Source organism: Thauera carbonicopians, assembly GCF_025699485.1.
In the GTDB taxonomy this organism is placed as follows: domain Bacteria; phylum Pseudomonadota; class Gammaproteobacteria; order Burkholderiales; family Rhodocyclaceae; genus Thauera.
The window spans coordinates 1-14,299 of the sequence record NZ_JANUXN010000022.1 but is presented as its reverse complement, the minus strand read 5'-3'; the positions used below and the strand labels follow the sequence as shown (position 1 = coordinate 14,299).

Here is a 14,299-nt window from a genome sequence, read left to right as displayed (position 1 = left end):
AGAACGGAAGGGTCAGAACATCGTTCGCACCGAGAACGAGAAGGTCCTCGGATCGCCCAGCGCCAGGCTGTTCGACCAGTACACTTCGTCCGTGATGTTCTGGATGCTGAAGTTGAAGGTGGTCGGGTATTGCCCGATCTTGGTCGTATACCTGACGCCGGCATCGAACAAGGTGTAGGACGGCACCACATCGGTATTCATATCGTCCTGGTACTTCTTGCCGGTGTAGTAGGCCCCGCCCGACACCGACAGGCCTCTGACGGTCGGGACGCTGTATTCGGCATAGATCTTCGCCATGACCCTGGCTGCGCCGGTCGGCTTCTTGCCTTCCAGTGCACTGTTGGTGGCCTTGTCGATGCTCAGGTCCATCAAGGTGCCGCCGGCGATGATGGTCAGGTCGTCCGTCACCTTGCCGGTGATGCCGAGCTCGATGCCCTGGTGGACCTGCTCGCCGTCCTGCGTCCGCGTCGGCTTCGGCGTGGTCTGGATGTCGTAGGCATTGGCCTTCTCGATCCTGAACAGCGCCGAATTGATCGACACCCGGTCGTTCAGGGTGTATTTCGCGCCGATTTCGTATTGCTTGCTGATGTAGGGGTCCAGCACCTCGTTCTCGTTCAGGTAGGTGCTGCCGACGACCGCCCCGGCTTCCAGGCTTTCGATGTAGGTCGCATAGGTGGTCAGCTCGTTGAACGGCTTGTACATCAGCGACAGCGTCGGCGTCAGCGCGGATTCGTCGTACTTGACCCCCGAGCGGTAGTTCTCGCTCATCGTCGTTGCGTAGTTAAAGCCGACCAGCGCGGACCAGCGCTCGTTGAAGACGATGTCGTCCCCGATCAGGATGTTGTCGTACTTCACTTTCGAGTTCGGCGTTCTCGGCGTCTGCCCCACGCTGCCCCAGGTGCCGGGCTTGGGATAGTTCCTGAATTCGTCGAGCGTCATGTCGGTGGGTATCTGGTAGCTCCGCGAATTGTCCGTGCTGCTCCTCGTCTTGTCCGACGCCGAGGAGTAGCCCACCGTCAGCGTATGCGATATGCCGAAGGTCTCGAACTTCGAATCCAGGTAGGCGCTGATGCCCTTCTTCTCGTTCTCCTGCAGGGCGTAATTGCCGAACCAGGAGGTCGCCAGCACCTTCCTGTCCAGATATCTCATGCGGGCGTCGCCGCCGGTCTTTTCCACTTCTTCGTAGAGCAGGTTGGTCCGCAGCGTGAAGACATCGTTGATGTCCCACCTGATGCCGCTCTCGACCCTGTTCGAGGTGAATTCCTGCACCAGCCAGTCGGGGGTGTGGCTGCGGTTCCGGCTGATGCCGCTGCGGTCGATCTGGCCCCCGGTCGCCCAGAAGATCGTCGGCCCCGGCGCTTCGGTGTCCTTGTAGCTGTAGCGCAGGTCGGCATAGAAGTTGTCCGTCGGCTTCCAGTCGAATACCAGGCTGACCGCTTTCTGCTTCTTTTCCTCCTTCCTGCTGGTTTCACCGCCCTGGTTGAATACGCTGAACCGGTAGCCGAAGACATTGTTGTCGTCGAACTGCCCGCTCAGTTCGGCATGGCCGAAATACGAACTGCCGCCATAGCTGCCGGCGGATACGCTTCTCCGGGTATCGATCGTCGGTTTCTTGGTGACGTAGTTCACCGCGCCGCCGACACGCCCGCCGCCATACAGGAAGCCGGTCGCACCGTTGATGATCTCGACGCGCTCGATATCCTGCATCATCGGCGTGCCGGCAATCCGGCTTGCGTAGGGAATGCCGTTGATGATCGGGAAATTGACCTGGAACCCGCGCATCGTCACCCACAGATTGTCGGTGGCATCGCTGGCAATGCTCGCCGTTTCCTGCGTCGTCGGATTCATCTTGAAGATCTGGTTCATGTCCTTGGCGATCACGTTCTCGATCAGATCGCCCGATATGATGCTCATCGAATAAGGTGTGTCCTGCAGGCTTCTTTCGCCCCAGATCCCCACGCCGGTAATGCTCTTGACGAGGTAGCCGTCCTCGGCGCTGCCGCTCTGTTCGGCCTTGACCGTGACGGCCGGCAGCTGGGCAACGCCGGATTCGGTTCCTGCCGCGGTCTGCGCCTGGGTCGCACCACTCGCCAGAAGAGCGAGAGCGACGAGGTTCAGGCGCAGGGAAGTACCCGTGCCGATCCGGTGCGGGCGTGCCTGCGGCACCCGTGTGTATTTCTGGCTCTCTGAATAGGCCATTGGAATATCTCCGTGCATTGGGGACAGGAAGTACGAAGGGGCGGGCTTCCTGGCCGGGAGAATTCCGGTTGGGTGGCTGGCTGGTCAGTACATTACGAAATAATAATCATTTCTATTTTTAATATCAAGCCACGGAATGTCAGAGACATCCTTGCAATCACGCTCCGACCGTGCTCGGCAGCCGGTCGCTGCCGCCGCTCGGCCAAGTGGACCAGCATCCGCCCGAAGAGTGAGCGAAGGCGTCGATGCGGCAGTGAAAGCAGGCCGGGCGCAAAAGGCGCTGCCCGGGAGAAGCGGCTCAGCGGCCGAGCAGATCGGCGAGCAGTTGCGGCCTGTGGTGCAGGAAGCCCTGGCCGATGGCGATGCAGGTCTGCTCCAGCAGGTAACGGTTTTCTTCGTCGGTCTCGATCCCTTCGGCGACGATCGACATGTTCAGCGCCGCGCCGAGCGACTCGACCGCGCGCAGAACGATCTGGTTGCGCGGCCGCCGATGGATCGACGACACCAGCGAGCGGTCGAGCTTCAGTTCGTCGACGGTCAGTTCCGCAAGCTTTGCCAGGGACGAATAGCCGGAGCCGAAATCGTCGATCGAAATGGCCACGCCGGCGTTGCGCAGCGCAGGCAGCACGTGGGTCTGGAAGAGACCGGTCGCAGCGAAGGACTCTTCCGTCAGCTCCAGGATGAAGCGCCCAGCCCGGCCTGATTCCGACAGGCGCCGGAGCAGCTTCTGCATGAACGGAACACTCGTCGTCTGCGCTGGCGAAACGTTGATGCTGTACCTGATCGTCGGCCCGAATCCGGCATCGAGGGCCGGCAGGTTCTGCAGCAGATCCTCCATCACCTGCGCCGATATCTCGTCCAGCAGGCCGAGCCGGGAGGCAGTCGGCAGAAAATGGCCGGGACTGTGGACCACACCCGCAGCATCGACCCAGCGCGCCAGTGCTTCGAAGCCCACGACGCACCCGGTCCTGATGTTGATTTTCTGCTGCAGTGCACAGCGGAATTCGCCGGCGGCGACGGCCTCCTTGACACGCTGTTCGAGGACGAGCCGATCGTCGACTTCCTGGCCCAGGTCGCGGGTGAAGAACGACAGACTGCCCTTGGCCGATGTCTTGGCCTGGTACATGGCGAGGTCGGCGCGGCGGCGCAGCGTTTCGTAGTCCTGGCCGTGCTCCGGATAGAAGGCGATCCCGATCGATGCCGACGGCCTGATCTCCGTCCCTTCGACGGACAAGGGCTGCCTGATGCTGTTCAGGATGCGCTCGACGATCTGGGCAACGTCACTCTGCCCTCCGACCGGGTCTAAAACAATGACGAATTCGTCGCCACTGATACGACCGAACACGTCGTTGCGCCTGATCTCGGCCTTGACGCGGCGGGCGATCTCCTGCAACAGCCGGTCTCCTACAGCATGGCCGTGCACGTCATTGACCCGCTTGAACTCATCGAGGTCGATGAAGGCCAGCGCCAATTGCTCTCCCCACTGCTTGCGCCCGATCATCTGATCGACGATTTCACCGACATAGGCGCGATTCGGCAAGCCTGTGAGTTGGTCGTGGTTGGCACGGAAACGCAAGGCTTCCTGGCTTGCCTCCAGCTTTCTGGCCAAATCCTTCAGGCGGTGGCTTTCCGCCTGGGTCAGGCTGGCCTGGCGGGCAGCGAAGGCGTGCGAAGCCAGCAGCGAGAATTTTCGTGCGAGCGCAACGTGTGATCGATCGAAGCCGGACTGGCCCAGCCTGCGCAGCAGGATCACGGCACCACGGCTGCCGCGGACCGCCAGCGGAAAATACAACGCTGGCTGGTCACACGAGATTTCAGGATCGAATCCACTGGGCCAGGTATCCGTTCCACTCCCCGCCACGGTGGACAGGATGCGTCCGGACAGCGCCTTCTGGAGAAGCCTGTCGGTGGGCCAGGCCGAGCCGATCAGGGCTTCATGGTTCGATGCGACGCACTCCAGCGCCTCGCAGCCGTCGCCCCGCTCGATCAGGACGATTGCATGCTCATATTCGAATACCGGCATCAGCGCGGCAAAGACACCCTTGAACGGATCGTCGTCGTCATCATTGGCACCGAGCAATGCATCCAGTGCGGACAGAAGAAGATTGGCATGCGTCGTCTCGATACGCAGAATGTCCAATTCCCGGCGCAGGTTGACGAGCGCCTCTCGCAGTTCCTCCGAGTCTTCCATGCGCACTGCCCGGCCTCACTTTCCAAAGGCAATGGCCGAGATCATCAGATTGCCGTGAGCGTTCCTGCCGAGGATGGCGCCCTGCTCACCGAAAGTGAAACAGCCCAGGAAGGGAGCCCCGTCGAAGCTCGCCGAAACCGCGCGCGACACGTTCGGCATCTCGTTGCCTACGGCGAGCATGCAGCCCGCGCAATAAATGACCAGGCCACCGGCAAGGCTGGACGATCCGCCCGGCAGCATCGAGATAGCCGCCGTCGCAACCTTCCCTGCCCGTTCGACGAGGTTCGACTTGTTGCCCCGCATGCTGAACAGCCGCGTCCCTTCTTCGACAGCGGCGAAAGTCGACAGCACGCCGTCCTCCAGAACCCGGTCGGGGTGAATCAGCAGATAGTGGGTGATCCCCTCGATCTTGCCGACATCGACGCCGACCGGGAACATGGTCGTGTCGGTCAGGATGTTGCTGCCGGCCGTCATTTTTTCGCCCAGCACACCGCCAAGCCAGCGGTTGTAGACCTCCGCGGCCGGCTCCCCGTCGATGCTGATGATCTGACGCCCCCAGGCCTTGGTGACGATCCCACTTTCGCCTGCAGCGTCGAAACCCACCCGCGTCACGACCCCGCTCGCGCCGCTCGGCTCGTAGCCGCCCTGGAAAGCGAACCCGATCCCACCGGACGAGAACAGCACGCCGACCACCAGGCCGTCGCGCATCAATCCCTCGGGGCCGAGCTGACTCCAGTCTCCGGCAACCTCGTTGTCTGCCGAACTGCCGCCGATGATCGGGCAACGATCTCCGACCACACGGCGAAGACCATCGATCACCGCCTCTTCCTGGCCCGGTGCCTGGTAGATCCATATCAGTTCCGGCAGTTCTCCGGCACAACCCGCTGCCTCGAGCGCGTCGTGAAGCGCCCGTTCGGCGCAGTCAGCGGCATTGCCCTGCAGCCGAACGGCCGCCGTGCCGTAATCACCGTCCGGATCCTCGACGAGCAGCAGTCCGATGGAATGCTCGCCTCCCAGACCGTTTTCACTCATGACGCCGCCACACGAGGTCCCGCCAAGGATCGCGGCATCGGGAAATCTGTCACGCACGAATGCCCAGATCGCCTCGTCATCGTGCATGCAGCCATAGAAGACGCAAAGAAAATCGGGCTCGATCGGCGCAGTTTCCAATGCTGCCGAAAGCTCCGACAGCACGTCGGCAGTTACGTCGCCCGCAGCAACATGAGACCTGAGTTGCACCATAAGAAAACAGCTCCTTCACCTGGCACGCCAGTAGATTTTATCGATTTTGAATTTAGCACGCGCAAATCAGCCTACATGAGTGCATTTCTCACGGCGGCAACCAGTCACCGGCAATGGGCGCCAGTCGTTCCGTCCGCCAAGGTTGAGCCGGGCATGTGCAATGTTGCAGGTCGACGCTAACCGCACGGATTGGCATGAGGCTTGCTTTGGAGCAGTTGTTATGAATATTTGACAGTAAGTTCATACGGCGCTGCGTCGCGACCGCAAAGCAAGGAACATCACATGCCTCATCCCCTGCCGCCCTGCGCACCACACCTGAAACCGTGTGCCGCCATGCTCGCCTCCCGCCTCACCTGCGGTCCTGTCCTTGCGCACGAAGTCGCCGACGGGCATGAAGCCAGCCTATCCGCCATCGAGGTCAAGGGCCAGGCGCTGGCCGGCGGCAGTGCCACCTTCACCAGCACCCGGCTGGAAACCGGCGACATCGGCGAACGCGGCGTCAACCAGGTGCAGCAGTTGTTCCGCCAGGTACCCGGCATGGACATCCGCGGCCTCGGCCTGAGCCGCGTGGCCGGCTCGATCGTGCTGCGCGGCTTCGGCGGCGACATCGCGGTCACCGTCGATGGCATTCCGCTCGACGAAGCGATGTCGCATGCCGACGGCTACGCCGACCTGAACGTGATCGTACCGCTCGAGCTGCGCACCATGACGGTGCGCAAAGGCCCTGTTTCGGTGCCTTACGGCAACTTCAACCGTGCCGGCAGCGTCGGCCATGCCACCGGTGCGCCGCGCACGCTGCGCGTCGGGACCCAATTCGATTTCTGAGGGCATCCATCATGAACATGAAAACCTCTACACGTTCGGCCCGCGGCCTGCTCGCCACGCTGCTCGCAGTTGTCGCCACCGGCGCCGCTGCCCACACCGTCTGGCTCGAACGTGAGGCCGCCGGGCAGTACCGCGTCGCCTTCGGCGGCCACGAAGGCAGGACCGAAGCCTATGCCGCGAGCAAGGTCGGTCCGCTGGATGCGTTCGCCGCCGATGGCGGCACGCTGCCGGTCGTGCGCAGCGAAACCGGCGACGGCGTGCGGGTGCGCGTCGACGGCGATGCCGCGGTGCTGCTGCTGAGCTTCGACAACGGCATCTGGAGCCGGGCGGAAGCTGGGCGCAGCGTCGAGAAGCCGATGAACGAAGTGCCCGGCGCCGTCAGCGGCGTGCGCGCGCTGAAGTACCACAAGACCATTTCGAGCTGGGACCGGGGAAGCGGGACCGCAACCCGCGCCTGGGGCCAACCCTTCGAGCTGGTACCGGCCGATGCCGCCGCGCCGCGCGCCGGCGTGCCGCTGAAGCTGCGCGTGCTGATCGACGGCAAACCGGCAGCCGGCATCAGCGTCGCCGCCGGCGAGGAAGGCGGCCCCGGCGCCGTCAGCGATGCCGACGGCTATGCTACGATCGTGCCGCAGGCCGGTTTCAACCGCATCTGGGCGGGACAGCGCAGCGAGGTCGAAGGCGACCCGCGCTACACCACGCTGTCGATCGAGTATCTGCTCGGCTTCGACGCGGAGCCGCAGCGATGAGGGGCGTATCTGCCGCTCTTCGCGCCTTCCTGCTTGGCACTAGCCTGCTTGCTGCCAACGGTCCGGCGCTGGCCCACGGCCTGTGGGTCAGCGCCCATGCCGAAGACGAGGCGGTGGTCGGCCAGGCCCGCTACTCGGACCAGACGGCCGCCGCCGGCCTGTTCGTCGACGTCCTCGACCCCGCCACCGGCGCCACGCTGGCCCAGGGCAGCAGCGGCGCCGACGGCCGCTTCCGCATCGCCGTGCCGCCGCTGCCGCGCTACCGGATCGTCGTCGACGGCGACGAAGGCCACCGCAGCGAAGCCGAAGCCGTGCGCGTGGCCGCCGGCGGGACGGCCGACGCCGACGCATTGCGCCTGCTGCGCGAGGACATCGCCCGCCTGGAGCAGCGCATCCGCCTGCAGGACATCCTCGGCGGCATCGGCTACATCCTCGGCCTGGCCGGGCTGAGCGCCTGGTTCATGGCGCGGCGGAGGGCCTGATGCACCTGGCAGATGGCGTCCTGAACGCACCGCTGCTGATCGCCGGCGCCGCCCTGTCGGCGGCCGGCGTGGCGCTGGGCCTGCGCAGCCTGCGCGAGGACAAGCTGCCGCTGGCGGCGCTGCTCGGCGCGGCCTTCTTCGTCGCCAGCACGATCCACGTGCCGGTCGGCCCCGGCAGCGTGCATCTGGTGCTCAACGGCCTGGCCGGCCTGCTGCTGGGCTGGTCGGTGTTCCCGGTGCTGTGCGTGGCATTGCTGCTGCAGGCGGCGCTGTTCTCCTTCGGCGGCTTCGCCGTGCTCGGCGCCAACCTGCTGGCGGTCGCCCTGCCCGGCGTCCTTGCCCACTACCTGCTGCGCAGCCGCCTCGGCGTCGAAACGACGCACGCTCGAGCGATGCTGGCCGGCGCAGCCTGCGGCGTGATCGGCATCGGCGGCGCGGTGCTGATGATCGGCGGCATGCTGGCGCTGTCCGGCGGCCGAGCCTTCGGCGAACTGATCGTGCTGTTCAGCCTCGCCCACCTGCCGGTGATGGCGGTGGATGCGGTCATCGGTGCCTTCACCGTCGCCGCGCTGCTACGCATGATGCCGCAGTCGCTGGCACCGGTGCGGCCATGAACGGCCCGCCAATGGCTGCAGCGCCGCGGTGGCCGCGCCTGCGGCTGGCCGCCGCGATCGGCGCCAGCCTGGTCGTTTCCCTGCTGTCCAGCCACACCTGGCTGATGGCTGCGGTCGCATTCGGTGCGATGGTGATGGCGGCGGCGCTGTGGCGTAGCAGCGGGCGCGGGCGCCTGCTGCGCCGGCTGCTGGCAGTCAATGGCTTCGTCGCGATGCTGTGGCTGAGCCTGCCCTGGCAGTTCGGCGCCGACGGCATCACCGTCTCCGCCGCCGGACAGGAGCTCGCGCTGCAGATCTCGCTGCGCACCAACGCAATCGCGCTGTGCTGCCTGGGGCTGCTCGACGGCCTCGATGCCTTCGCCATCGGCCGCGCCGCCGCCGGGCTCGGCCTGCCGGCCCGCATGGCGCGACTGCTGACGCTGATGGTGCGCTACTTCGGCCTGCTCGCCGACAGCCGGCGGCGGATCGAGCGCGCGATGCGCGCGCGCGGCTTCCGCCCGGGCATGAACCGCCGCACGCTGCAGGTCTGCGCCCAACTGGTGGCGCTGCTGCTGGTGCAGGCCATGCTGCGGGCCGAGCGCGTCGAAGTCGCGATGCGCGCACGCGGCTTCCGTACATGAACGCGCGCGCCGCCGGCACCGGCCCGGCATCGGCTGCCACAGCCCTGATCGAAGTGCGCGGCCTGACGGTGGCGCGCCGCGGCCGCAGCGTGCTCGACCGCCTGGACCTCGATCTGCACGAGGACGAGCGCCTGTTCGTGCTCGGTCCTTGCGGTGCGGGCAAATCCACGCTGCTGCAGGCGCTGCTCGGCTTCGTGCCGGCCGCCGCCGGCAGCATCCGCCTGCTCGGCCGCGACTGCCGCCGCGAGCGCGACTTCGCGCCGCTGCGCGGGCCGCTGGGCATGCTGTTCCAGGACAGCAACGACCAGTTGTTCGGCCCGACGGTGATCGAGGACGCCGAGTTCGGCCCGCTGAACCAGGGCCTGGACGCCGCCGCGGCCCGTGCCCGGGCACAGCAAGCGCTGCTGCGCGTCGGCATCGCCGGCCTGGCGCAGCGGCCGGTGCACGAGTTGTCCGGCGGCCAGCAGCGCCTGGCCGCACTGGCCGGCGTGCTGGCGATGCAGCCGCGCGTGCTGCTGCTGGACGAACCCACGGCCGCGCTCGATACTGTCAGCGCGGCCCGCATCACCGCCGTCCTGGCCGACAGCGGGCTGCCGATGATCGTCGCTTCGCATGACGAAACCCTGGTCGCGGCGCTCGCGACCCGGCGCATCGCCCTCGCTGCTCCTGCGCTCGACAGCTGAAGGCGGCACCGAGCTTACGGCCGCACATCGACGACCGGGAGAAACCGATGGAACGCATCACCATTTCGCTGGACAAGGAACTGGCCAGCGCCTTCGACGCGCTGATCGCCGAGCGCGGCTACAGCAGCCGCTCGGAGGCGATGCGCGACCTGCTGCGCCGCGAGCTGGAATCGACCCGCCTGCGCGACGAAGCCGGCGGCGAATGCGTGGCGACGCTGAGCTACCTGTACCGGCACCACGAGCGCGCGCTCGCCGAACGGCTGACCCGGCTGCAGCACGCGCACCACGACCTCACGGTGTCCACGCTGCACGCCCATCTCGACCACGACGACTGCATCGAATGCGCCATCCTGCGCGGGCCCAGCGCCGCGGTGCGCCGCTTCGCCGAGTCGATCATGGCCGAAAGCGGCGTGCGCCACGGCAGCCTGAACCTGATCGGCGTCGAGGTCAGCGCCGCGGACCACGGCCACACGCACCCGCACGGGCATCCGCACAGCACCCGCCACGTGCATTACCGGCCCCGCAGTTGAACATCAGCTTTCGCGTATAAGCGCTATCAAACGCGGCATGGCGGAGCGGGCCCCGGCACCACTACACTTCGGACCAGCACACCAATCGGCCATCCGCTGCCATGGCTGCCAGCCTCGGCAGCGGCGCGCAAGGGCCGGACAACATCAAATCGGGAGACTCGCATGAGCTACGAAATCCGTTCGATCCTTTACGCCTCCGACCTCACCCCGCGCTCGCCCGCGGTTTTCCGCCATGCCGTCGGCCTGGCGATGAAATTCAACGCCAAGCTGCATGCCGTCACCGTGACGCTGCCCTCGTCCAGCCTGCCCTACGAGGAATTCCTCAGCGAAGAGAAGATGGACGAAATCAAGCTGGCCGGCCACAAGAAGGCCGAGGCGCTGCTGCGCCACCGCATCGACGTGTTCGCCGAAGCCAACCCTGATCTCGACGTCAAGAGCGTGCTGGCCAGCGTGCGCGCGCTCGAAGGCGACGCCTCGCGCCGCATCCTCGACGTCTCCAAGCACGTGCTGGCGGACATGATCATCATGGGCTCGCGCGGCCACAGCACGATCGGCGAGCTGCTGCTGGGCTCGGTCGCCCACAAGGTGACGATGAAGGCAGACGTGCCGGTGATCCTGGTGCCGATCGACCGCTGAGCGCATCCATCCTCGCCATCTCCACGGGGAGCGCGCCGCACGGCCCGCTCCCCGTGTGCCGTTTACGCCGACGGCAGCACGATGCGCCGGCCGCAGTCGGACAGCAGCCGGCGCAGCCAGCGGTGGCCGGTCGAATGGTGGTTGCGCTCGTGCCACAGCTGGTAGAAGCGCATCGGCGGAAAGGAAATCGGCGACGGCACGATCGCGAGCTTCAGTAGGTCGGCGTAGAACTGGGCGAAGTGCCGGGTGGTGGTGAATACCAGGTCGGTGTTCTGCAGCAGATAGGGCGCGGCGGTGAAGGACTGCACCACCACGCGCTCGTCGCGGTTGATGCGCATCGACGCCAGCACGCTGTCGATCACGCCGCGCTGGCTGATCGAGTATGGCATCGGCACCACGTGGGCGGCGCGCATGTAGTCCTCGGTCGTCATGCCCTTGCGCACCAGCGGATGGCTGGCCGCCACCAGGCAGACGATCTCGTCCTCGAGCAGCATCGACAGGTGCATGCGGTGCGGCGGCTCGGGCCAGTTGCCGATCACGACGTCCAGGTCGCCCTCGGCCAGCGAGCGCTCGAAATCGAAGTTCGGCCCCAGCGCATGCAGCGTCAGCCGCGCCTGCGGCGCCTCGCGGCGGAAGCGCTCGGCCACGCTGGCGACGAACACCGGCGCCAGATAGTCGGGCGAACCGATGCGGAACTCGTGGCGCGTGCTGTGCGGCTCGAAGGATTCCGGCGCATCGACCATGCGGTCGATCTCCGCCAGCGCCCCCTTGGCATGCGACATCAGCGCCAGCGCGCGCTCGGTCGGCACCATGCCGCCTTTCTCGCGCACCAGCAGCGGGTCGCCCAGGATGTCGCGCAGGCGCTTCAGCGCCGCGCTGACGGCGGGCTGCGACTGGTTCATGCGCAAGGCGGTACGCGACACGCTGCGCTCGGTGATCAGCAGCACGAAGATGCGCAACAGGTAGGTATCGAGCGGGTCGTCGCCGCGTCTCAGGCTCATGGTGGGTCTCCTCGTCTATTTATAAGCGAGAGGGTATATCACTTATAAAGGCATATGTGTTTTGTTAAGAAAGGCCGGGCTTACACTGCGCCTCACACGATCCCCCGAAACCGGTAGCCGAACATACCGATTTCATCCTTCTCCACCGGACACTACCAGGAGCAACAGCATGGGACGCCTCACCACTCACGTACTCGACACCGCCAACGGCAAACCCGGCCAGGGCATTTCCGTCATCGTCTATCGCCTCGACGGCGAGCGCCGCGAAGTGGCGCGCACCGTCACCAACCACGACGGCCGCTGCGACCAGCCGCTGCTCGAAGGCGCGGCACTCGAAGCCGGCAAATACGAAATCGTCTTCGGCGCCGGCGACTACTTCCGCGCCCAGGGCCAGAACCTGCCCGAACCACTGTTCGTCGACGAAGTCGCGCTGCGCTTCGGCATCGCCGACACCGGCGCGCACTACCACGTGCCGCTGCTGGTGTCGCCGTGGAGCTACTCCACCTATCGCGGCAGCTGAGCCTTCCCTGATCCATCGCCGCCCTTCCTGAAGACCATAACCACTACATAGAGACACGAGATCATGGAAGCCTACCTGCTCGACTGGGCCAACCTGCTGGTCCGCTGGATACACCTGATCGCAGGCATCGCCTGGATCGGCGCATCCTTCTACTTCGTCATGCTGGACAACGCGCTGAAACCGCCCAAGGATCCGGAAGCGACCAAACGCGGCGTGTTCGGTGAACTGTGGGCGGTGCACGGCGGTGGTTTCTACCACAGCCAGAAATACCTCACTGGCCCCAAGCACGAACCGCTCAGCAACGACCTGCACTGGTCGAAGTGGGAGGCCTACAGCACCTGGCTGTCGGGCATGGGCATGCTGGCCATCGTGTACTGGATCGGCGCCTCCAGCTACCTGATCGACAGCAACGTGATGGCGCTTTCCCCCGCTGCCGCCATCGGCATCTCGATCGCCTTCCTCGTCGTCGGCTGGGTCTTCTACGACGTCCTGTGCCGCAACATGGTCGGCAAGGACGGGCTGCTGGTGGCGATCGTGTTCGTGTTCGTGATGGTCGCCAACTACGTGCTGCACCAGGTGTTCTCGGCCCGCGGCGCCTACATCCACGTCGGCGCGATGATCGGCACGATGATGGCGGCCAACGTCTTCTTCCACATCATTCCGGGGCAGAAGAAGATGGTCGAGCAGATCCGCAACGGCGAACCGGTCGACCCCAAGCCCGGCATCGTCGGCAAGCAGCGCTCGGTGCATAACACCTACTTCACGCTGCCGGTGCTGTTCATCATGATCAGCAACCACTACCCGATGACCTACGCCAACCCCAACGGCTGGCTGATCCTCGGCGTGCTGATGGTTGCCGGCGTGCTGATCCGCCAGTTCTTCGTGCTGCGCCACCGCGGCCAGGTCAAGTGGTGGCTGCCCGCCGCCGGCGCCGCGCTGATCCTGCTGCTGATCGTGCTGATGGCACCGAAGCCGGTCGATGCGAGCGGCGACAAGGTGAGCTTCTCCACCATCCGCGACGTGATGACCCAGCGCTGCGTGACCTGTCACGCCGAGAAGCCCAGCTACGACGGTTTCGTGCAGGCGCCCAAGGGGATTGCGCTGGAGACACCGGAGCAGATCCGCCAGCACGCGGCCAAGATCGCCGAAACCATCGCCAGCGGCTACATGCCCCTCGGCAATCTGACCGGGATCACCGACCAGGAACGCGAAGCCGTCGCCATCTGGCACGCCCAGGGCGCATCCACCACCGACTGAGAACGCCCGGCGCCGCGGGCCGCCGCCCGCGCGCGAACCGGCATTCCATACCGAATCCCACGAGGGAAGAGACAAATGACTACCCACACCTCCTCGCCGGCGACCGACACGACCGCCGCACTGGCCAAACTGTCCCGCCTGCCGCAGGACGCCTTCGTCGCCCGCCTCGACGGCATCTTCGAACATTCGCCCTGGATCGCCGAGCGCGCCTGGAGCGCCGGCCCCTTCACCAGCGTCGATGCGCTGCACGCCGCGATGTGCCTGGTGGTGGATAACGCCGCCCAATCCGAACAGCTCGCGCTGATCTGCGCCCACCCGGAACTGGCGGGCAAGGAAGCCGAGGAAGGCACGCTGACCACCGCCTCGACCGGCGAGCAGCGCGGCGCCGGGCTGGACCAGTGCAGCAAGGAAGAACTGCAGCGCCTGCGCGACCTGAACAAGGCCTACCGCGAACGCTTCGGCTTTCCCTTCGTGATCGCGGTCAAGGGCCTGACCCGCTACCAGATCATGGACGGCGTCGAAGCCCGCCTGGCCAACGACCGCGAAACCGAATTCCGCACCTGCCTGAAGGAAATCGGCAAAATTGCCCGTTTCCGCCTGGACGCACTGTTCGCAGCCCAGGGCTGACCACCGGCTGAAGGAGGCTCTCCGATGACTTCGCAAATCATTACACCCTACCCGCGCGACCTGATCGGCTACGGCAAGAATCCGCCCCACGCCGACTGGCCCGGCCGCGCCCGCATCGCCGTC

Annotated in this window: 15 protein-coding genes and 1 pseudogene; 12 read left to right on the top strand and 4 right to left on the bottom strand. The window is 65.7% G+C overall.

The window, feature by feature from the left end:
* Window positions 1–12 precede the first annotated feature (12 nt).
* The 3 genes from NX068_RS18820 to NX068_RS18810 form a co-directional block, all read right to left on the bottom strand.
* Window positions 13–2,199, bottom strand: coding sequence for a TonB-dependent siderophore receptor (locus NX068_RS18820; protein WP_263462750.1), 2,187 nt, complete (start codon window positions 2,197–2,199; stop codon window positions 13–15).
* 298 nt (window positions 2,200–2,497) lie between these two features.
* A complete protein-coding gene (locus NX068_RS18815; RefSeq protein WP_263462749.1) occupies window positions 2,498–4,390 on the bottom strand; it encodes a putative bifunctional diguanylate cyclase/phosphodiesterase in 1,893 nt (630 codons plus the stop codon).
* A gap of 15 nt (window positions 4,391–4,405) precedes the next feature.
* Window positions 4,406–5,632, bottom strand: a complete 1,227-nt coding sequence (locus NX068_RS18810; protein ID WP_263462748.1) for an FIST signal transduction protein — start codon at window positions 5,630–5,632, stop codon at window positions 4,406–4,408.
* A 282-nt stretch (window positions 5,633–5,914) separates the two neighbouring features.
* On the opposite strand from NX068_RS18810, the gene NX068_RS18805 reads away from it, so the two are divergent.
* The 8 genes from NX068_RS18805 to NX068_RS18770 all read left to right on the top strand — a co-directional run bounded on the left by NX068_RS18805 (window position 5,915) and on the right by NX068_RS18770 (window position 10,771).
* Entirely contained in the window at window positions 5,915–6,457 is a 543-nt protein-coding gene (locus tag NX068_RS18805) for a TonB-dependent receptor (protein WP_263462747.1), read from the top strand.
* A gap of 11 nt (window positions 6,458–6,468) precedes the next feature.
* A complete protein-coding gene (locus tag NX068_RS18800; RefSeq protein ID WP_263462746.1) occupies window positions 6,469–7,206 on the top strand; it encodes a DUF4198 domain-containing protein in 738 nt (245 codons plus the stop codon).
* Window positions 7,203–7,688 (top strand): HI_1622 family ECF transport-associated protein, encoded by a 486-nt coding sequence (locus NX068_RS18795; RefSeq protein ID WP_263462745.1) that lies wholly within the window; start codon window positions 7,203–7,205, stop codon window positions 7,686–7,688. Before NX068_RS18800 ends, NX068_RS18795 begins: the two co-directional genes overlap by 4 nt.
* Complete coding sequence (gene cbiM, locus NX068_RS18790; RefSeq protein WP_263462744.1) at window positions 7,688–8,302, top strand: cobalt transporter CbiM; 615 nt, start codon at window positions 7,688–7,690, stop codon at window positions 8,300–8,302. Before NX068_RS18795 ends, cbiM begins: the two co-directional genes overlap by 1 nt.
* Window positions 8,299–8,922, top strand: a complete 624-nt coding sequence (locus tag NX068_RS18785; RefSeq protein ID WP_263462743.1) for an energy-coupling factor transporter transmembrane component T family protein — start codon at window positions 8,299–8,301, stop codon at window positions 8,920–8,922. Before cbiM ends, NX068_RS18785 begins: the two co-directional genes overlap by 4 nt.
* Window positions 8,919–9,605: an energy-coupling factor ABC transporter ATP-binding protein gene (locus tag NX068_RS18780; protein ID WP_263462742.1), complete on the top strand. Its 687-nt coding sequence runs from the start codon at window positions 8,919–8,921 to the stop codon at window positions 9,603–9,605. Before NX068_RS18785 ends, NX068_RS18780 begins: the two co-directional genes overlap by 4 nt.
* 47 nt (window positions 9,606–9,652) lie before the next feature.
* Entirely contained in the window at window positions 9,653–10,135 is a 483-nt protein-coding gene (nikR, locus tag NX068_RS18775; RefSeq protein ID WP_263462741.1) for a nickel-responsive transcriptional regulator NikR, read from the top strand.
* 162 nt (window positions 10,136–10,297) lie between these two features.
* The gene (locus NX068_RS18770; RefSeq protein WP_263462740.1) at window positions 10,298–10,771 is read left to right on the top strand and encodes a universal stress protein; all 474 of its coding nucleotides are present in this window, start codon (window positions 10,298–10,300) and stop codon (window positions 10,769–10,771) included.
* A gap of 62 nt (window positions 10,772–10,833) precedes the next feature.
* Here NX068_RS18770 and NX068_RS18765 read toward each other — a convergent pair whose 3' ends face one another.
* Window positions 10,834–11,772: a LysR family transcriptional regulator gene (locus tag NX068_RS18765; RefSeq protein ID WP_068638672.1), complete on the bottom strand. Its 939-nt coding sequence runs from the start codon at window positions 11,770–11,772 to the stop codon at window positions 10,834–10,836.
* 169 nt (window positions 11,773–11,941) lie between these two features.
* Here NX068_RS18765 and uraH point away from each other — a divergent pair, with 169 nt between their 5' ends.
* The 4 genes and pseudogenes from uraH to NX068_RS18745 form a co-directional block, all read left to right on the top strand.
* Window positions 11,942–12,292, top strand: a complete 351-nt coding sequence (gene uraH, locus NX068_RS18760; protein WP_068638674.1) for a hydroxyisourate hydrolase — start codon at window positions 11,942–11,944, stop codon at window positions 12,290–12,292.
* A 63-nt stretch (window positions 12,293–12,355) separates the two neighbouring features.
* Complete coding sequence (locus NX068_RS18755) at window positions 12,356–13,549, top strand: urate hydroxylase PuuD (protein ID WP_263462739.1); 1,194 nt, start codon at window positions 12,356–12,358, stop codon at window positions 13,547–13,549.
* 75 nt (window positions 13,550–13,624) lie between these two features.
* Complete coding sequence (gene uraD / locus NX068_RS18750) at window positions 13,625–14,176, top strand: 2-oxo-4-hydroxy-4-carboxy-5-ureidoimidazoline decarboxylase (protein ID WP_263462738.1); 552 nt, start codon at window positions 13,625–13,627, stop codon at window positions 14,174–14,176.
* Between the two features lie 24 nt (window positions 14,177–14,200).
* Window positions 14,201–14,299: pseudogene (locus NX068_RS18745) on the top strand (allantoinase); the annotation flags it as partial.